This is a genomic window from Nostoc sp. CENA543 (assembly GCF_002896875.1).
Taxonomy (GTDB): Bacteria; Cyanobacteriota; Cyanobacteriia; order Cyanobacteriales; family Nostocaceae; genus Trichormus.
In genome coordinates this window covers 3637591-3657743 of the sequence record NZ_CP023278.1, presented here as the reverse complement: position 1 = coordinate 3657743, position 20153 = coordinate 3637591, and the positions used below count along the sequence as shown (strand labels likewise).

The following is a 20153-nucleotide window of genomic DNA, read 5'->3' as shown; positions in this document are numbered from 1 at the left end:
TATCAGTCATCGAGCTTATGACACCACAAGCAGCAAAATTCCCGGAAATTTCTGGCTACACAATCACAGAACAAATTTACCGGGGGTCACGTACTGCCGTGTATAGAGCCATACGAGAAAGTCAGAAATTGCCAGTCGTAATTAAGGTGCTGCAACAAGAATACCCCACATTTGGCGAATTAGTACAATTTCGCAACCAATATGCGATCGCCAAAAATCTACCAATCACAGGCATCATCCCACCCCTAAGTCTAGAACCCTATGGCAACAGCTACGCCCTGATCATGGCAGACTGGGGAGGAATATCCCTAGAAACATACATCCAGCAGCAATCCCTAGACCTCACAGACACTTTAGCCATCGCCATCCAACTAGCCGAGATTCTCCACCAACTACACCAACATCGAGTCATCCACAAAGACATTAAACCCGCCAACATCCTCATACATCCCCAATCAAAACAAATTAAACTCATCGACCTGAGCATCGCCACCCTACTGCCCAAAGAAACCCCCCAAATCCAAAACCCCAGCACCCTAGAAGGCACCCTAGCCTACCTCGCCCCCGAACAAACCGGACGCATGAATCGCGGTATCGATTACCGCAGTGACTTTTATGCCCTAGGCATCACCCTGTATCAACTACTCACAAGTCGCCTACCCTTCCTCGCAGACGACCCCCTAGAATTAGTCCATTGTCACATCGCCAAAATTGCTACATTTGTTCATGAGATAAACACTGATATACCCCCAATCTTGGGGGCAATCGTCGCCAAACTCATGGCCAAAAACGCCGAAGACCGTTACCAAAGTGCCTTGGGACTCCAGCATGACTTAGAGGTATGTTACAGCCAGTGGCAACAAACACAGTCAATTGCCCCATTCGACTTAGGACAAAGGGATTTATGCGATCGCTTCCTCATCCCCGAACAACTCTACGGTCGAGAAACCGAAGTCCAGTTACTACTGGACGCTTTTGCACGGGTCGCCCAAGGCACATCAGAAATGATGCTAGTAGCGGGATTTTCCGGCATCGGTAAAACAGCCGTAGTCAACGAAGTACAGAAGCCGATTGTCAAACAACGGGGTTACTTCATCAAAGGCAAATTTGACCAATTTAATCGCAACATTCCCTTCTCAGCCTTTGTGCAAGGCTTCCGAGACTTAGTTGGGCAACTGTTAAGCGAAAGCGATACCCAATTGCAACACTGGAAACATCAGATTCTCGCCGCATTGGGAGAAAATGCCCAAGTGATTGTAGAACTGATTCCCGAACTAGAAAGAATTATTGGCAGACAACCCCCAGCACCAGAACTATCAGGAACAGCCGCCCAAAATCGGTTTAACTTGTTGTTTCACAGGTTTATGCAAGTCTTTACCGCCCCAGCACATCCGTTAGTGATGTTTGTCGATGATTTGCAATGGGCAGATTCCGCTTCCTTGAATTTGATTCAGGTATTAATGTCGGAGTCGCAAACGGGCTGTTTATTACTGTTAGGGGCATATCGGGATAATGAGGTGTTTGCCGCCCATCCGTTGATGTTGACTCTAAGTGGGATGGAAAAGGCAGGGGCAAAAATCCACACCATGACTCTACAACCACTGAGTTTTAGCAGTCTCAATCACCTGATTGCCGATACTCTTCATGCTCCCACATCTGTGGTGCAACCACTGACCCAACTGGTGATGCAGAAAACCCAGGGGAATCCCTTCTTTGCTACCCAATTTCTCCAGGCATTACATCAAGACCAGTTAATTCACTTTGACGCGAATGCCGGGTATTGGCAGTGTGATATTGTGCAGGTGCAAGATGCGGCTTTGACTGATGATGTGGTGGAATTGATGGCGCAGCAGTTGCAAAAGTTGCCGGCAGCCACCCAAGAGATTTTAAAATTGGCGGCTTGTATGGGCGCGCAGTTTGATTTAACTACATTGGCGATTGTTTCTCGGCAATCCCCGGCCGAGGTGGCGACACAACTTTGGCAAGCCTTACAGGCGGGGTTGATTCTCCCCCATAGCGATTTGTACAAATTTTATTTATCTCCCACGCCAGCAACTCCCCATACTCTACAGGAAAACTGCAATTATCGCTTTCTCCACGACCGTGTCCAGCAGGCTGCTTATTCTTTGATTCCACAAGCTCTTAAACAGATTACTCACCTGAAAATCGGGCAGTTATTGCTTCAGAAGTCTGCAAATAACGAACGTGAAGAACGATTGTTTGAAATTGTCAATCATTTGAATATCGGCAGAGCATTAATTTCACAACCGCAAGAACGAGAAGATTTAGCACAGTTGAACCTGGAAGCGGGGCGAAAAGCAAAGACCTCTACCGCCTATGAAGCAGCGATCGCCTATTTGTCTACGGGAATTGAGTTACTACCGAAAACAGCTTGGGAAAGCCACTATTCTCTTTCTCTCGCACTGCACGAAGAAATGGCAGAAGCCAGCTATCTCAATACAGATTTTGAGCAGATGGAAAAGTGGGCTGATTTAGTGCTGCAACAGGCTCAAAACCTGCTCGATACCATCAAAGTGCAGCAAACTCGGATTATGGCAGCTAAAGCCCAAGGAAAACTCCTGGATTCGCTCAATATTGGGTTACAGGTTTTACAACAGTTAGGGATTGAATTTCCACAGCAGCCAACCCAGGAAGATATTCAAAAAGCATACGAGAAAGCGCGATCGCATTGGATTGATAAACCACCCCAGAGTTTACTTGATCTGCCAATAATGTCTGACCCCCATCTTTTGGCAGCGATGAATATATTGACAATTTTAACACCTGCTGCCTATGTGACATCACCTAACTTAATGCTGTTGCTGATTTTCAAGCAAGTTGAACTATCTATCAAATCAGGTAACGCCCCTGTCTCAATATTTACTTATGGTGACTATGGTATAGTCCTCTGTGGCATTATGGGCGATATTACCAATGGTTACAATTTTGGCGAATTGGCATTAAGTTTATTGGAAAGATTCCAAGCAAAATCTTTCCGAGGTCGTTCTGGATATGTGGTTAATACTTACATTAAGCATTGGAAAGTCGGCTTATCGGAAATAGTTCCTTGCTTGCAAGCAGCCTATCATCATAGCCTGGAATCTGGAGATATAGAAGCACTCGGTTGTAATGCTGTTACTTACTGTACTTATGCTTATCATCAGGGGCAGAACTTAACAGAAATTGTTAAAACGATGGAGGCTTACCGCCAAACAATTATTCAGTATAAGCTAGCATTCTCTTTACCATTCCAAGAAATCTATCAACAAACAACTCTGAATTTACTAGGTGAGACGGCAACACCCTACATACTCACTGGCACAATATTTAACCAAGAACAATCACTTCCCCAACTACAAGCAACCAATCAACGCACAGCATTATTTTACTGGTTCTTTAACCAAAGCATTCTTTATTACATTTTTGCAAAAAACTCCGAAGCAATTCAAACCTCTGCCGAAGCGGCTAAGTATCTAGATGGGGTTGTGGGTATGTTCATAGTTCCCCTCTATTTCTGGTTTGACGCGCTGATTCAATTAGCCCAATCTACAAAATTTACGCCAGTAGAAGAACGCCAATCCATCCTGCTCAAAGTCAAACAACATCAAGAAAAATTGCACTATTGGGCAACTCTATCTCCGGTGAATCATCAACACCGTTGGCAGCTCATTGAAGCAGAGCGTTACCGAGTAATTGGCAATAGAGCCGATGCAGTGGAGGCTTACGATCGCGCCATCGCCGGAGCAAAAGCCAATGGCTTCATTCAAGATGAAGCCTTAGCCAACGAACTCGCCGCCAAATTCTATCTTAACTGGGAGAAAGAAAAAGTCGCCGCAGGCTATATGCAAGAAGCCTACTACTGTTATGCCCGATGGGGAGCTAAAGCCAAAGTGATCAACCTGGAAACCAGCTATCCCCATCTGCTCAGTTCCATCTTGCAACAGACACAAGCATCTACGAGCATTTTGAGTACCTTAGCAACGATCTCCCCCACAAGTATATCTAATCATAGCAGTACCCTTAAAAGTTCCAGTAGTACCAAAATTAACTACTCCCTTGATTTTGCTGCTATCCTCAAAGCCTCTCAAGCACTTTCTAGCACAATTCAGTTTGATGAACTTCTACATCAACTCACCCAAATCATTCTGCAAAATTCAGGAGCAGATCGTTGTGCCTTGATGTTGCTGAGTGAGACTGGAGAATGGCAAGTGCAAGCGATCGCCACTCCCAACGAAACACAACTTTGTGCTGAACCACTCACCAATCATCCCCATGTACCAATAAAGCTGATTCAGTATGTCAAAAACACCCAAGAATTTGTGGTGATTGACAACATGGAAACTACCTTACCTGTGATTGGTGACTATCTCAGACGACAGCAGCCCAAAAGCATACTATGTTTTCCCCTACTCCATCAAGGGCATTTAATTGGCATTTTATATCTCAATAATCAACTCACTTGTGGAGTATTTACCGCAGAGCGGATTTTAATTCTCAATTTTCTTTGTACCCAAGCTGCCATTTCCCTGGAAAATGCCCGACTCTATCAACAATTGGAACACTCACTCCAAGATGCTCGACAAAAGTCCCAGGATTTAGCAGAAGTCTTGGCACTCTCTAACGGACAACAGCAAATTTTGGCATTGATTGCCCAAGGGGTTTCCCTAAACACTATTTTGGCAGCAACTGCCCGATCCATTGAAAGCCAAGCTCGCCATCCAGCCTATTGTTCCTTTTTGCTGATTGATGCCGAAGGGCGATTACGTTATGGCGCAGCACCCAGTTTGCCAGCAGCCTACAATGTGTTAGTTGACGGCATTAAAATTGGCCCAGAGGTTGGCTCTTGTGGAACTGCTGCTTATTGCAAAGCATCTGTCACTGTGACAGATATTGCCACCGATCCCTTGTGGGCTAATTATCGAGTCGCCTTAGACTTTGGTTTGCGGGCTTGTGCCTCAACACCAATTTTAGGTGCGGAAGGACAGGTGCTGGCTACCCTGGCCATGTATCAGCCCGTAGCTGGTGAATTTACCCTGCACGATCGCAAACTCATGGAAGTTGCCACCTATCTTGCCCGTATTGCCATTGAACGCCATCAGGCAGATATTGAACTGCAAAATACTCAATTGCAAGTCCTACAAAGCGAAAAAATGGCATCCCTGGGAAATCTGGTAGCTGGGGTTGCCCATGAAATCAACAACCCCATTGGTTTCCTCAATGGCAGTATCACCAATGGCCAAGATTACGTCAAAGATTTACTGGGACATTTAACTCTTTATCAACAGCACTATCCCCAACCAGTCCAGGCAATTCAAGACAATGCCGAAGCTATCGACTTAGAATTTCTTTCCGAAGACTTACTCAAGTTACTCAAGTCGATGAAAGGAGCAACAAATCGCATCACAAATATCAGTAATAGCCTCCGTAGCTTCTCCCGTGCTGATACCGAATACAAAGTCTTTGCCAATCTCCATGAGGGACTCGATAGCACCTTATTAATTTTGAAATATCGCCTCAAAGCCAATGAACACCGTCCAGCAATTCAAGTCATACAAGAGTTTGGCGATTTACCCCCAATCGAGTGCTTCCCTGGACAGTTAAACCAAGTGTTTATGAATATCCTGGCCAATGCCATCGATATGTTTGACGAAATGGCACAAACTCAATCCTTCCCAAAACTAGAAGCCAATCCCCAAATAATTACTATCAGTACGGAAGTGATATCAAACCAAGTGTATATCCGTATCCGTGATAATGGCAAAGGAATGACACAAGAGGTGCAAGGAAAAATATTTGACCATTTATTTACTACCAAAGCTGTAGGAAAAGGCACAGGATTGGGATTAGCGATCGCCCGTCAAATTGTGGTAGAGAAACATGGCGGTAGCTTAAGTGTACATTCTGAGTTAGGTAAAGGAAGTGAGTTCACAATACAAATTCCCGTGTAATTCCACGATTGATAGTGCTGAGTGCTGTTAGCGGTAGCGCGGCGTTTAGCCGGTGTTGAGTGTTGAGTGCTGAGTAATGAGTAATGAGTAATGAGTAGTGAGTAATGAGTAGTGAGTGCTGTTAGCAGTAGCGCGGCGTTTAGCCGATGCTGGGTGAAGTTTTTCTTCCCCTGCTTCCCCTGCTTCCCCAGTCCCCAACTCCCAATCCCCAGTCCCCAGTCCCCAATCCCCAATCATCACTACGCCAAATTGCACTCGGATCAACGACTTTTAAAATAATTCTTATTCACTAAGCTTTTACAGATTATATAAGTTTATTTACTCTTTCTTTATACAACTACTACAAATAACAGTTAAATTATGTACGGAGAAAACTACAGAGGTAAGTGAAGTTTTCTCCCATCCAAGTGCATCCTCTTCATCTTGATAAATTTATCATCATCACTGAGTAATGATTCTTTGATGAGCCAAGACTTCAGACTTGCTGAAAAGTCAATCAAAAATCAAACATCTCAACATCACAATTATTCAACCTAAAAATCTCCGAGGTAGTTGCATGAAAGCGGTAATTTTAGCCGGAGGTCTGGGAACTCGCCTGAGTGAAGAAACTAGCATCAGACCTAAACCAATGGTAGAAATTGGCGGTAAACCGATTCTCTGGCACATTATGAAAACCTATTCAGCCCACGGCATTAATGATTTTATCATTTGCTGTGGCTATAAAGGTTACATCATCAAAGAGTATTTTGCTAACTACTTTTTGCATATGTCTGATGTAACTTTTGATATGCGTTTTAATCAGATGAATGTCCATTCTGGTTATGCTGAACCTTGGCGCGTCACTTTAGTAAATACAGGTGACAACACCATGACGGGTGGACGCTTAAAGCGTGTGAGAGAACACATTGGTAATGAAACTTTTTGCTTTACCTACGGTGATGGTGTGAGTAATGTTAATATCACTGAATTAATTAAATTCCACCAACAACAAAAGTCATTAGGAACATTGACAGCAGTACAGCCAGCAGGCCGTTTTGGTGCAATTTCTCTCGGACAAGAACAAACTAAAATCACCAGTTTCCGCGAAAAACAAGATGGTGATGGAGCTTGGATTAATGGTGGTTATTTTGTCTTAGAACCAGCAGTTATTGATTTTATTGCTGATGACAGCACTGTTTGGGAGAAAGAACCATTAGAAAAGTTAGCCGATTTAGACCAGTTATCTGCTTTTAAGCATAATGGTTTTTGGCAACCAATGGATACATTAAGAGATAAAAATTATCTAGAAGAACTCTGGAACAATAACCAAGCTCCTTGGAAAGTATGGGGATAAATGCAAAAGTAAAAAGTAAAAAGTAAAAACAAGATTATTGATGTGGTTTATCAAGTTATAATGCTTTACTTATACATGGGTGAAGTCAAAAATCCAACATTAATTTTTTACATTTTGCCTTTTGCCTTTTACCTTTTGCCTTATTAAGAGTAATACCAATGTACGATTTTGTAATTGTCGGTGGGGGAATAGTTGGGCTATCCACAGGGATGGCTCTAGGTAACCGTTACCCCCAAGCGCGAATTTTAGTATTAGAAAAAGAAAGCCAATGGGCGTTTCATCAAACTGGCAATAATAGCGGTGTAATTCACTCTGGTATTTACTATAAACCAGGGAGTTTTAAAGCTAAGTTTTGCCGCGATGGTAGAGACTCAATGGTGGCATTTTGCCAAGAACATGGTATTGATCATGATATTTGTGGCAAAGTTATTGTAGCGACAGATGAACAAGAACTACCACGTTTAGAAAATCTCTACAAACGTGGATTAGATAACGGAATTCAAGTCCAAAAAATCACTACAGAAGAAGTTAGAGAAATCGAACCTCATGTGAGTTGTGTAGGAGGAATTCGCGTTTTTTCCACAGGTATTGTTAATTACAAACAGGTTTGTTTAAAATACGCCGAATTAATTCAACAGCAAGGTGGGGAATTACGCCTGAATACAAAAGTGCTGAAAATTGTTCCCAGTGGTAAAAATTACGTGCTGGAAACCAATCAAGGCCGCTTTGAAACCCGCTTTGTGATCAATTGTGCCGGATTGCATAGCGATCGCATTGCTAAATTAGGTGGAGTTAACCCCAAAGCGAAAATCGTTCCCTTCCGGGGTGAATATTACGAACTCACCCCCGAAAAGCGGTATTTGGTAAAAACCCTGATTTACCCAGTTCCTAACCCCGATTTTCCCTTTTTGGGCGTTCACTTTACCAAAATGATTGACGGTAGCGTCCATGCAGGGCCGAACGCCGTTTTAAGTCTCAAGCGGGAAGGCTATTATAAAACCGACTTCGACTTGAAGGACTTTGCTGAGGTGATGACTTACCCTGGTTTTTGGAAACTCGCCGCCAAACACGCCGACGAAGGTATCCAAGAAATCATTCGTTCCTTCAGTAAAGCAGCTTTTACCAGAAGTCTGCAAAAACTGATTCCTGAAGTCCAAGCCCAAGATTTAGTCCCCACCCACGCAGGGGTACGCGCCCAAGCCTTGATGGATGATGGCAAACTAGTAGATGACTTTTTGATTGTACCTAGTCAAAATGCCATCCATGTTTGCAATGCTCCCTCACCTGCTGCCACTTCTTCCCTAGAAATTGGCAAAGCGATCGCCGCACAAGTCACCCAACACGCAGATATCCCAGCAACAGTAGGTAGTATTTAAGGAACGGGAAACGGGAACAGAGGAGAGTAATTTTCCCGATTCCCAATTCCCCATTCCCAATTCCCGATTCTTAATTCCCAACATCCCAACTACATCATCTCAGTTGTGTCTCATCCGCAGCCAATTGTTCTGGTTTGTGCTGCTGATAACAACTATGCCATGCCCCTCACGGTCACAGTTCGTTCAGCACTTGCTAACCTCAAAAGCGATCGCCTGATAGCCTTATTTATTCTTGATGGCGATATCAGTCAACCCAACAAACGCAAGATTATTCAATCTTTAGACTCCCAACGGGTCGATATTGCTTGGATTAGATTCGATGATGCCCTATTCGCCAATCTCACACTAGAAAGACATTTAACGATTCCAGCCTATTATCGGCTACTCCTAGCTCAAGTTTTACCACGAGAATTTAGCAAGGCTATTTATCTCGATAGTGATATGGTAGTCACCGGTAATCTAGATGAGTTATGGAATATTGAGATAGGTGATAACTATGTATTAGCTGTACAGGATGATGTGCAGTTATATATTTCTATGTGTGCAGCCTTACAAAATTATCAAGAATTGGGAATTTCACCCCATAGCAAATATTTTAATTCGGGATTATTAGTGATTAATCTTGATAAGTGGCGCAGTGATGATATAGGCAGTAAAGTTGTCGAATATCTCAGACAAAATCAGCAATATCAACCTAATGACCAAGATGGATTAAATGCCATTTTGGCAGACAAATGGGGAGAATTACATCCAAAATGGAATCAGATGCCGAGAATTTATGATGATTCCTTTAGGAAGGACACTCACCTCCCTGAAGAAATCTATCAAGAAGTGCTGCATCACCCTAGTATTATTCACTTTACCAACACTCCTAAACCCTGGTACGCCGGAATTAGAACTGAATGCCAACACCCAAAAAAAGATTTATTTTTTCACTATCTTGATATGACAGCTTGGTCAGGATGGCGAGATACCATCTGGCGGCGTTTAGGTCGAAAATTCTTGAAATTAGCATTAGTTAATAGCTCAAAACTATAAACCTAATGTCTTAATAATTTTTCCGCTAGTTTAGTTAGCAGTAAATTGGTGCTTCTACCACACTAATTAACTCCAATAATTCATACAAGAGAATTTCACCCAAATGAAAATTTTAGTAACTGGAACTGAAGGTTATTTAGGTTGTTTATTACCTCCTTTATTAACTGCACGCGGACATGAAGTCATTGGGGTAGACACTGGTTTCTATAAAGTTGGTTGGCTATACAACGGTACTCCAATCACAGCTAAAACCCTCAACAAAGATATTCGTCACATCAACCCCGAAGATTTAGAAGGTGTAGAAGCAATCGTCCACATGGCGGAGTTATCCAACGACCCCACCGGACAACTAGCACCCAATATTACCTACGACATCAATCATTTAGGTTCTGTACGTTTAGCGAATCTGGCGAAAACAATGGGTATTCGTCGCTTCGTCTATATGTCTTCTTGTAGTGTTTATGGCGTAGCCACAGAAGGGGATGTCACGGAAGAATCTCCCGTTAACCCCCAAACAGCCTACGCAGAGTGCAAAACTCTGGTGGAAAGAGATGTCACACTCCTAGCTGATGATGATTTCTCTCCCACCTTCATGCGAAACGCCACAGCCTTTGGTGCTTCCCCTAGAATGCGCTTTGACATCGTATTGAACAACTTAGCCGGCTTGGCTTGGACTACCAAAGAAATTAAAATGACCAGCGATGGTACACCTTGGCGGCCATTAGTCCACGCTTTGGATATTTGCAAAGCCATAGTTTGCGCGCTAGAAGCACCCCGCGACATTATTCACAACCAAATCTTTAACGTTGGTGACACAGCTAATAACTACCGCGTTAAAGAAATCGCTGAAATTATCGCCGATACCTTCCCTGGTTGTAAATTATCTTTTGGTGATAACGGCGCAGATAACCGCAGTTACCGCGTATCTTTTGATAAGATTAACAGCATTTTGCCTGGTTTTAAGTGTGATTGGGATGCTCAAAAAGGTGCTAGACAATTGTTTGATTTGTTTAGTCAAATCGATATGACTGAAGACACCTTTTTGTTTAGAGGATTCACCCGCTTGAAGCAACTAGAATATTTAATTCGGACTGAACAAATTAACCAGGATTTTTTCTGGAATCTCAAGTAATAAGCGTTCCCGGCGATTAGTGTGTTCCTGTTTTATGTTTAGATCTCCGACTTCTTCTAGAAGTCGGGGATCTAACAAACTAGCAAAACTCTTGATTACTGTATGAGCAAATTATTAACTATTGCCATTCCTACTTATAATCGAGCTGAGTTACTTGATAAACAATTAACCTGGCTGGCTAGAGCGATTAAAGGGTTTGAATCGGATTGTGAAATTTTAGTTTCTGATAATTGTTCTACTGATCATACCCAAGAAATCATTAAAAAGTGGCAAAATCAGTTACATAATATTGCCTTTAAGTCTCATAAACATCCAGAGAATTTAGGCGTAATGCGAAATATTATGTATTGCCTAAATTCCGCAGAAACTCAATATGTTTGGGCAATCGGCGATGATGACCCAATTCAAGAAAGAGCCATTGCTTATGTGATTAATAAAATCAAACAACAGCAGAATTTATCATTATTATTTCTCAACTTTTCTGGACGGAATAAAATCACTGGTTTACCAGTCTACCCACCTACTATCATCGGTAATCGTTGGTTTGATGCTGACTGTGAAGATGGTTGTCGAGATGGTAAAGAAGTTTTTGAACATTGCTTTGCCAAAAGTGTTGGTGCAGTAATTTTCTTGACTGCTAGTATTTATCGTACTGATTTAGTCAAACGTGCTTTACAACATTGGCCAGATGCGGCAGAAAACTGGATATCTTTAGCCTATTTAGCAGGTTATTGTGCTGCTCATGGTGATGTGATTGTCACTAAAGAAAATTATTTAGAATGTGTTGTGGGTGTTAGTTATTGGCAAAAAGAACCCAAAGCTGCACTATTAATGCAGTACAAACATATACCTGAAGTAATTTTAAAACTGCAAGAATGTGGCTATTCTAAACAGTTTTGTCGGCAAATGCTTTTACGCAACTCTAAAGAAGTAGATGTGAAAGTATTTTTAGGCGCGTTAAGAAGATGGCCTGTATCTGCTATCAAAACAGTTGTTCCCTTTGTCGCTTTAGTTGGTTTATCAGTTTTTGATGTGATGGCTTTTAAAGAAATGAGGTTTGCAGAAACCCATGAACCATCTATTCAAGAAGTACGCACTAGTACAAACAGTAGACGCTCTCCAGCTAAATCAACCACAAAAATCAAGAGCTAGACTATGATTTCATCCATTAGTCGGAAGATTTCTACTCTACAATCTGAGTTTGATTATAGAGTGAGACTTTGGCAACACGCCAAAAAATTACCCAAATTGGCAGGACGCGATCGCCTAATTGTTGATACTCTCAAAACAGAGGGTGTTTATATCACTAACTTAGAGGAGTTAGGTTTAACTTCCACAGCCGAAATGCTAAAAGTGGCTTATCAGCAATTAGCACAAATGTCCGCAACTAACAATCAACATTTATCTGAAAGATTACCCGAAATTTACACAGTTACAGACATAAATCAATTTGCCAATTGGGGTAGAGAAACACGATTATTACAGATAATCGAAAACTATTTAGGTCTTCCTGTTGCTTTTCAAGGTGTCCATTTACGCAAAGATTTACCCAACGCGAATCAATTCGGTACATTATTATGGCATAAAGATTCTGAAGACCGCAAAATGGTAAAAATCATCATTTACTTAAATGATGTCGAACAAAAACATGGGCCTTTTGAGTACGTACCCTTACATTTAACCTCTTTCCCTGCCATTAATTCCTATCGCATTGATTACCAACTTTGGCAATCTGGATATTTAGGTATCAATGATGACCAACTCGACAAAATTATCCCTAAATCCGCTTGGAAATCTTGTCCAGGTGCAGCAGGTACAGTTGTAATTGCTGACCCTAGAACAGCATTACACCACGGTACCATTCGCACAGAAGAACGTTCCGCCTTATTTTTTGTTTACACAGCAAATCCACCCAAAAGACCAGAATTGTGTCACCAATATTGGGATGATACTTTTGCTAGACCCAATGTAGATAAAATTCCTGTTTAGGAATTTAGCGAGTGTAAATACTAAGTGATTAGTAATTAATTATTTGTCCTCATCAATATCTTATTTCAGGTAAATATGATTTTCACCCAGACAGAACTCCAAGACGCATTTATTATTGACTTAGAAGAAAAGCCAGATCACAGAGGTTTTTTTGCTCGGACTTTCTGCGCCCAAGAATTTATCAATCACGGTCTAAAACCAGCAGTTGCTCAGTGTAACCTTTCTTATAACTATAAAAAAGGCACATTGCGAGGAATGCACTATCAGCTAAAACCCGCAGCCGAAACTAAATTAATACGCTGTATTAAAGGTGCTATTTATGACGTAATTATTGATATGCGTCCTGAATCACCGACTTTTTTATCACACATTGGTGTGGAATTAACTGCCGATAATCGTCGAGCTTTGTATGTGCCAGAAATGTTTGCTCATGGTTATCAAGCCTTAACTGATGATGCGGAAGTCGTCTATCAAGTTGGTGAATTCTATACACCTGGATACGAAAAAGGTCTGCGTTATAATGACCCATTTTTTAATATTCAATGGCCTTTAGAAGTCACTGTGATTTCTGAAAAAGATGCTAACTGGCCACTATTAGAGACTATCCCCATTGGTAGCCCTGACCCAGTGGAAGCGGTTTGTTAGAAATGGGGCATTGGGCATGGGGCATTGGGCAGTTATGATTCCCCTATACCCTTACACCCCTAAAGATCCTAAAGTTCTGCTTTTAAGTATTAAATATAGGAATTAACGAAAATGATTATTATCGATCGCGCTTTGCAAGCTCGTGCTACTGCTGGTAATCCCGTCAAAGTGGGAATGATTGGTGCTGGTTTTATGGGTCGCGGAATTGCTAACCAAATTATCAATTCTGTTCCTGGGATGGAGTTGGTAGCTATTTTCAACCGGAGTATTGACCAAGCCCAACGCGCTTATCAAGAAGCGGGAATTGAAGAGATTGAAGTTGTCAATAGTGTGGGCGAATTAGAAGCGGCGATCGCTCAAGGTAAATATGCCATCACTGAAGATGCTAAACTCATCTGTCAGGCAGAGGGTATTGATGCCATTATCGAAGTGACTGGTGCGGTGGAATTTGGCGCGCATATCGTCATGGAAGCGATCGCCCATCGCAAACATATTATTATGATGAATGCCGAACTTGACGGTACTATCGGCTGTATTCTCAAAGTCTATGCTGATAAGGCTGGTGTGATTCTCTCGGCCTGTGATGGCGACCAACCAGGGGTAGAAATGAATCTCTACCGCTTCGTGAAAAGTATTGGTTTGACTCCTCTATTGTGCGGTAACATCAAAGGTTTGCAAGACCCCTACCGCAACCCCACCACCCAAGAAGCCTTCGCTAAACGCTGGGGACAAAAAGCCCACATGGTCACAAGCTTCGCCGATGGTTCCAAAATATCATTCGAGCAGGCGATCGTTGCTAACGCCACAGGGATGAAAGTAGCTAGACGCGGAATGTTGGGCTATGACTTCACAGGTCACGTAGACGAAATGACCAATATGTACGACGTTGACCAACTTAAAGAACTAGGCGGAATCGTTGATTATGTTGTTGGTACAAAACCCGGCCCTGGCGTATTCGTCTTTGCTACCCACGACGATCCCAAACAACGCCACTATCTCAACCTCTACAAACTCGGTGAAGGCCCTCTCTATAGCTTCTACACCCCTTACCACCTCTGTCATTTTGAAGTTCCCTTATCTGTAGCCCGTGCAGTCTTATTCCAAGATGCAGTCATGGCTCCTTTAGGCGCGCCTATGGTGGACGTAGTGGCCACTGCAAAAATTGACCTAAAGGCCGGAGAAACTTTAGACGGCATCGGCTATTATATGACCTACGGACAATGTGAGAATTCCGATATTGTCCAACAACAAAACCTCCTACCAATGGGTTTAGCAGAAGGGTGTCGCCTCAAACGAGATATTCCCAAAGATCAAGTCCTCACCTACGATGATATAGAACTACCCACAGGCAGACTTTGCGACCAACTCAGAGCCGAACAAAACAAATATTTTGCCCCTGAAAAAGTTCTGGTGACAGTTGGATAGTATCAATTCAAAATTCAAAATACCCTACGGGAAGCAAGCTACAAAATTCAAAATTCAAAATTAAGAATTTAAGACAGATTTTTGATTTTGTAACATTAGTTGAATTTTGAATAATTGATGTCAAAATATTTGGCTTAAATACCTAAAAAATAGCCCCCTTCCACAAGGGGGCTTGAGGGTATCTTATTATTTTATTTCACATATAGGGATGATTTCTGCTAATGACTAATGACTAATGACTAATGACTATTGACTAATGACTATTGACTATTGACTAAAACTTATGAAAATTGCCCTAGTACATGATTATTTAACCCAACGTGGCGGCGCAGAACGAGTATTTGAATTACTCTGTAAACGCTATCCAGAAGCAGATATTTTTACATCTTTATACGACCCTGAAAAAACTATTGATGTTGGCGATCGCCTAGTTAATACGACTTACTTACAAAAAATTCCTGGTGCTACTAAATATTTCCGTTTAATTGCTCCCTTATACTTTCCAGCTTTCCGGGCTTTAGATTTACAAGCCTACGATTTAATTATTAGTAGTAGTACCAGCTTTGCGAAAGCTGTCAGAAAAAGACCAGATGCTAAACATATTTGCTTTTGTCACAACGTCACCCGCTTTTTGTGGGATACAGAAACTTATTTACGAGAATACAGTGATTATCGCTATTTCGCGCCTTTAATTACCAAAGTATTCCAAGCAATGCGCGATATAGACCTTAAATATGCTCAAGAACCAGATATTTATATAGCTAATTCCACAACTGTTGCTCAACGAATTCAAAAAATTTATGGCAAACCAGCCATCATGGTGAATTATCCCATTGATACGAGTAACTTTATTTTTTCAGATACCAAAGATGAATATTATTTAGCATCAGCACGCATGATTAGTTACAAGCGACTCGACGTTATTGTTGAAGCTTTTAACTGGTTGGGATGGCCGCTATTTATTTCCGGCGACGGCCCAGAAAGAAAGCGATTAGAAGCGAAGGCATTGAGTAACATTAAATTCTTAGGTCACGTCAGTGATAGCCATCGTAAAGACTTATTTTCTAAAGCTAAATCTGTGATAGTTGCAGCTTTAGAAGACTATGGTTTAGTACCAGTAGAAGCTAATGCTAGTGGAACACCAGTAATTGCCTATGGTGCAGGTGGTGTATTAGATACACAAATCCACGGTAAAACAGGAGTTTTCTTTAAAAGACAAACACCCGAATCATTACAAACAGCATTATTAGAGTCCGGAGGAATCTCTTGGAATTATGAAAATATTCGTAATCATGCTGTGAATAATTTTTCCGAACAGGTCTTCTTTAGCAAAGTTGAACGAGTTATTGCCCAAGCTTGTATTTAAAAAAGGAACAGAGAATAGGGAATGGGGAATGGGGAATAGGCAACGAAGAGAAATTAAAGCAGAAAAAGTCAATTCTTCCCTAATCCCCCCAATCAATGAACCATTTCCAATGCCCAATACCCCATTCCCAATGCCCCATTCCCAATTCCTAGCCATTCACAAATAAGGATAATAAACGTGGTTCAAACTAGTCTCAGCACCAATATTGTCAATTCCAATCAAGATACAGAACCCAGTTATGGACAAATTCTGGCGGTGTTTATTCGCAGATTTCCTTGGTTTGTGGGAGTCTTTATCATTACAATTGCGATCGCAGCTTTTGTCACCGCTAGAACCAAGCCTACCTACAGAAGCTCAATGCAGCTATTGGTAGAACCCAACTATCAAGGTAAGAATGATACAACTAGGCCAGAAAATCAGTTTCTTGAACCTGATGTACAGATAGATACTGCCACACAACTGAATTTGATGCAAAGTTCAGGATTGATTCAAAAGGCAGTTGATAAACTAAAATCTGAATATCCAGATATTACTGTAGCTGACCTCAAAAGTACCTTGGCTTTGGAGCAACTCAGAACTAAAGAAGATAATCTAGCTACCAAAATTTTCCAAGTAGAGTACACAGATAACGACCCAGAAAAGACTCAAAAAGTTTTGAGTGCAATTCGTCAAGTGTATGTGGAATACAATAAACAGCAACAGGATACTCGTCTGCAAAAGGGTTTGCAAGTTATCCGAGAACAGTTGAGCAAAGCCAGCGAAGAAGTGAATGCGGCTGAGTCTAACTTACAAAGATTTCGCAGAAACCAAAATTTAATCGACCCAGAAGCACAAGCCAAAGCCTTAGAAGATGCTTTGAATAATATTGAGCAAGAACGCCGCACTACTCGCTCTCAATATCAAGAGGCTATTGCTAAACAAAAATCTCTAGAAGAACAATTAAACCGTTCTCCCCAAAATGCTTTAGTGGCTTCTCGTCTGAGTCAGTCCACACGCTATCAAGGTTTACTCAACGAAATTCAAAAAACTGAATTATTGTTAGCTCAAGAACGCTTGCGTTTCACTGATGAAACCCCAAGCGTTCAAAAGCTGAAAGAACAACTGCAAAGCCAAAAGGAATTATTGCAACAAGAAGTAGGCAGAACTTTAGGTGTGAAGTCTGCTAGCGTGATGAGGTCTGGAGAACCACTTCTAGAACAGGGTCAGTTTGGTGAAATCGATTTAACTCTGGCTAGCCAACTCGTAGAAACCCAGACAATCATAGTTGCATTGACTGCCCGTGATCAAACTCTGGCACAAAAAGAAAATCAGATACGCCAAGAAATTAAACGCTTCCCGCCTCTCTTGGCTTATTACAACCGCATTAAACCACAGTTGCAATTCAGTCGGGAAAGGTTAGAGCAATTGTTGCGTGCAGAACAACAGTTGCGTCAAGAACTAGCCAAGGGTGGATTTAATTGGGAAGTTGTGGAAGAACCCCAAGCTGGTATGAAGTTAGGCCCCAATCTTCAGCAAAATCTGTTGTTAGGTGCGGTAGTGGGGTTAATGTTGGGTGGTATTGCGGCTTTCATTCGGGAAGCATCTGATGATTCCGTTCACACTACGGCTGAATTGGAGAAACAAGCGGCGTTACCTTTGTTGGGAACTACACCTAAACTACCACCAGCTAAAACCAGAGAATCTGTAATTAAGTTGCCATTTGGGAAGCCAGAAACGCCTGCACCTTGGACAGTAGAGGTTTTACAATCTCCTCCCCGTTGGGAATCCTTGGATTTGATTTACAAAAACATCGAACTTTTAAATTCCGTTGCTAGTTTAAAGTCTTTGATGATTTCCTCACCTGTGGTAGACGAGGGTAAATCAGGTTTTGCTTTGGGTTTAGCGATGAGTGCGGCTAGGCTACACAAACGGGTATTGTTGATTGATGCCAACTTACGCCAGCCTAGTTTACATGAACAGCTAAATCTGCCGAATGAGCAAGGACTTTCCACTATTTTGTCTAGTGAGATTACTTTACCGCATCAAATAGGTACTCATTCAGTCGGTTCAACTTACATTGATATTTTGACAGCTGGCCCCAGACCTACTGATCCCGCCAATTTGTTGAGTTCTCCCCGCATGGCGGAACTAATGCACGCCTTTGAGGAGAACTATGATTTGGTGATTATCGACGCACCACCCGTTCTGGGTTTAGTAGATGCCATGTTGACGGCTTCTTCTTGTCGGAGTGTGGTGTTAGTCGCAAGTATGGGTAAGGTGACACGTACCCAAATCGCGGAAGCGACAGCCATGTTAAGCCGATTAAACCTGATTGGAATCGTTGCTAATGGTGTGGCTAACTCTGGTAGTACATATGTGCAGTACGCCAGAGAGAATCGATTTGCTTTACATCAAGGGGTGGAGAAGTAGGAGGAGGCAAGGGGGCAGGGAGCAGGGGGCAGGGGAGATATTTAACCTAGTTCCCAGTCCCCAATCCCCAATCCCTATTTTTATTGTGCGATCGCTGCAAATGAAAGACAGGCGATCGCACATTTTTTCATGGGTTTTATTTCTGTAAATAGCCCCAATTTTATATTAAACTTTCTTGGAATACTTGACTTTTTTATCTGTAATTATTAAACTTTTTTAGTGTAATAAATTAACTATTATTATTAGCAAATAATTAAGTATATTTATATCACCTTTATATTAAGGTGGAAAAACACTGTCTATTTAAAGAGTAAATAAAGAATTCATCTAGGTGCATAGTCATTTCTACAGAGTCTTATATCCTAGAGATTGAAATTGATTTTAAGTGAATCAAAGACAATACTGAACTAGCTTGATCAATTTTGTCAACTAAGTAAATAAATAGTTAACACTCAACTCAACTAACAAAAGATAGATTTTGTACTGAATTAATTGTTCTCTCAATCTCTCCAACATCCCTAATTAAAATTAGAGAGTTAAATGTTTAACAGTCAAATTTATCACGATGTTGAGTGCTATTTATCTATTTAACAAATTAGATACTAGCTGTCTATACAGTTGCTACCAGGATGTTTTTCACGGCAAGTATCTACAAAATTTGACCAAAAATGCTAATTCTCCTCAAAGTCTTTGGCATTGATAGTCTTTGATATTAGCTCAGTGATTTACTTTGTATAAATCCAAAGACATATGACCAGCACAATAGTTCCAACCCTTGATAATTACTATCCTCTCACATCGCAACAACTAGAGTCTTGCTCTGCTCACTACACATTGCAATGGCGACGAGGCCAACTTTTGGTCAATTCTTCCAAAAGATTACCACAACCATATTTACCCTCTTTGGATAACCAACAATTACTAGTCGAATGTTTAAAACATTCTCCAGTTAATTTGGTGAGTATAGATGCAAAACTCGGCACAAATATGTTAGAGTTTTGGGCTGAAGCTTGTAAGCAAGCTCATAAACCGATATTTTTGCGCCTTGCTGATGGCTCAAGGCTATTCAAAAGAACTAGCCAAGGAGCAATATGGCTGCAATTTATAGATAGATTAATTGCAGGCTTATTACTGCTTTTATTATTGCCAGTAATGGCAACATTAATCATACTCATGCAACTTTATTCACCACAATCATTATTTAGTCTTGAATGGTGTGTAGGTGAAAAAGGCAAACTATTTCAACTAATTAGATTTTCTACCAATAGTCAGAAAAATAGTCAGTTGGGGTACTGGTTACGCCAATCAGGCTTAGACAATCTACCAATATTATGGAATGTCATTCGAGGTGATATTAGTTTAATTTTCACCCGTTGCTGGATTTTAGAAGATGCGGTACGAATCAGTTTATCTAGATCAGAACAGCTAAGTACGCTACCAATCGTCACAAATTCATGGGAAGTTAAAACAGAGTCGTAAATAGTGCATTTTC

Annotated in this window: 13 protein-coding genes; 12 read left to right on the top strand and 1 reads right to left on the bottom strand. The window is 41.4% G+C overall.

What is annotated here, in order from left to right; genetic code table 11:
- Positions 1 to 17: 17 nt before the first annotated feature.
- The gene (locus tag CLI64_RS15110) at positions 18 to 5948 is read left to right on the top strand and encodes an AAA family ATPase (protein WP_103137984.1); all 5931 of its coding nucleotides are present in this window, start codon (positions 18 to 20) and stop codon (positions 5946 to 5948) included.
- Between the two features lie 45 nt (positions 5949 to 5993).
- On the opposite strand, the gene CLI64_RS30815 is transcribed toward CLI64_RS15110, so the two are convergent.
- The gene (locus CLI64_RS30815) at positions 5994 to 6212 is read right to left on the bottom strand and encodes a hypothetical protein (RefSeq protein ID WP_225977354.1); all 219 of its coding nucleotides are present in this window, start codon (positions 6210 to 6212) and stop codon (positions 5994 to 5996) included.
- A gap of 292 nt (positions 6213 to 6504) precedes the next feature.
- On the opposite strand from CLI64_RS30815, the gene rfbF reads away from it, so the two are divergent.
- The 11 genes from rfbF to hepC all read left to right on the top strand — a co-directional run bounded on the left by rfbF (position 6505) and on the right by hepC (position 20140).
- Positions 6505 to 7281, top strand: a complete 777-nt coding sequence (gene rfbF / locus CLI64_RS15105; RefSeq protein ID WP_103137983.1) for a glucose-1-phosphate cytidylyltransferase — start codon at positions 6505 to 6507, stop codon at positions 7279 to 7281.
- A 158-nt stretch (positions 7282 to 7439) separates the two neighbouring features.
- The gene (lhgO, locus tag CLI64_RS15100) at positions 7440 to 8657 is read left to right on the top strand and encodes an L-2-hydroxyglutarate oxidase (protein WP_103137982.1); all 1218 of its coding nucleotides are present in this window, start codon (positions 7440 to 7442) and stop codon (positions 8655 to 8657) included.
- Positions 8658 to 8762: 105 nt separating this feature from the next.
- Positions 8763 to 9695, top strand: coding sequence for a glycosyltransferase family 8 protein (locus CLI64_RS15095; RefSeq protein ID WP_225977353.1), 933 nt, complete (start codon positions 8763 to 8765; stop codon positions 9693 to 9695).
- Between the two features lie 103 nt (positions 9696 to 9798).
- The gene (locus tag CLI64_RS15090; protein WP_103137980.1) at positions 9799 to 10827 is read left to right on the top strand and encodes an NAD(P)-dependent oxidoreductase; all 1029 of its coding nucleotides are present in this window, start codon (positions 9799 to 9801) and stop codon (positions 10825 to 10827) included.
- Between the two features lie 102 nt (positions 10828 to 10929).
- Complete coding sequence (locus CLI64_RS15085; protein WP_103137979.1) at positions 10930 to 11979, top strand: glycosyltransferase family 2 protein; 1050 nt, start codon at positions 10930 to 10932, stop codon at positions 11977 to 11979.
- Between the two features lie 3 nt (positions 11980 to 11982).
- Positions 11983 to 12816 carry a phytanoyl-CoA dioxygenase gene (locus tag CLI64_RS15080; RefSeq protein WP_103137978.1) on the top strand — a complete coding sequence of 278 codons (834 nt, stop codon included), beginning with the start codon at positions 11983 to 11985 and terminating at the stop codon, positions 12814 to 12816.
- Between the two features lie 75 nt (positions 12817 to 12891).
- Entirely contained in the window at positions 12892 to 13461 is a 570-nt protein-coding gene (gene rfbC / locus CLI64_RS15075) for a dTDP-4-dehydrorhamnose 3,5-epimerase (RefSeq protein WP_103137977.1), read from the top strand.
- Between the two features lie 111 nt (positions 13462 to 13572).
- The gene (locus CLI64_RS15070; RefSeq protein WP_103137976.1) at positions 13573 to 14886 is read left to right on the top strand and encodes an NAD(P)H-dependent oxidoreductase; all 1314 of its coding nucleotides are present in this window, start codon (positions 13573 to 13575) and stop codon (positions 14884 to 14886) included.
- 283 nt (positions 14887 to 15169) lie between these two features.
- Positions 15170 to 16252 carry a glycosyltransferase gene (locus CLI64_RS15065; RefSeq protein WP_103137975.1) on the top strand — a complete coding sequence of 361 codons (1083 nt, stop codon included), beginning with the start codon at positions 15170 to 15172 and terminating at the stop codon, positions 16250 to 16252.
- Positions 16253 to 16429: 177 nt separating this feature from the next.
- The gene (locus CLI64_RS15055) at positions 16430 to 18661 is read left to right on the top strand and encodes a polysaccharide biosynthesis tyrosine autokinase (protein ID WP_103137973.1); all 2232 of its coding nucleotides are present in this window, start codon (positions 16430 to 16432) and stop codon (positions 18659 to 18661) included.
- Between the two features lie 750 nt (positions 18662 to 19411).
- On the top strand, positions 19412 to 20140 hold the full coding sequence (gene hepC / locus CLI64_RS15050; RefSeq protein WP_103137972.1) for a heterocyst development glycosyltransferase HepC: 729 nt from the start codon (positions 19412 to 19414) through the stop codon (positions 20138 to 20140).
- Positions 20141 to 20153: the final 13 nt, after the last annotated feature.

Bases quoted from the DNA above. Each gene is read 5' to 3' on its own strand.
- CLI64_RS15110 (WP_103137984.1), top strand. From the start codon at position 18: ATGACACCACAAGCAGCAAAATTCCCGGAAATTTCTGGCTACACAATC.
- rfbF (WP_103137983.1), top strand. From the start codon at position 6,505: ATGAAAGCGGTAATTTTAGCCGGAGGTCTGGGAACTCGCCTGAGTGAA.
- lhgO (WP_103137982.1), top strand. From the start codon at position 7,440: ATGTACGATTTTGTAATTGTCGGTGGGGGAATAGTTGGGCTATCCACA.
- CLI64_RS15090 (WP_103137980.1), top strand. From the start codon at position 9,799: ATGAAAATTTTAGTAACTGGAACTGAAGGTTATTTAGGTTGTTTATTA.
- CLI64_RS15085 (WP_103137979.1), top strand. From the start codon at position 10,930: ATGAGCAAATTATTAACTATTGCCATTCCTACTTATAATCGAGCTGAG.
- CLI64_RS15080 (WP_103137978.1), top strand. From the start codon at position 11,983: ATGATTTCATCCATTAGTCGGAAGATTTCTACTCTACAATCTGAGTTT.
- rfbC (WP_103137977.1), top strand. From the start codon at position 12,892: ATGATTTTCACCCAGACAGAACTCCAAGACGCATTTATTATTGACTTA.
- CLI64_RS15070 (WP_103137976.1), top strand. From the start codon at position 13,573: ATGATTATTATCGATCGCGCTTTGCAAGCTCGTGCTACTGCTGGTAAT.
- CLI64_RS15065 (WP_103137975.1), top strand. From the start codon at position 15,170: ATGAAAATTGCCCTAGTACATGATTATTTAACCCAACGTGGCGGCGCA.
- hepC (WP_103137972.1), top strand. From the start codon at position 19,412: ATGACCAGCACAATAGTTCCAACCCTTGATAATTACTATCCTCTCACA.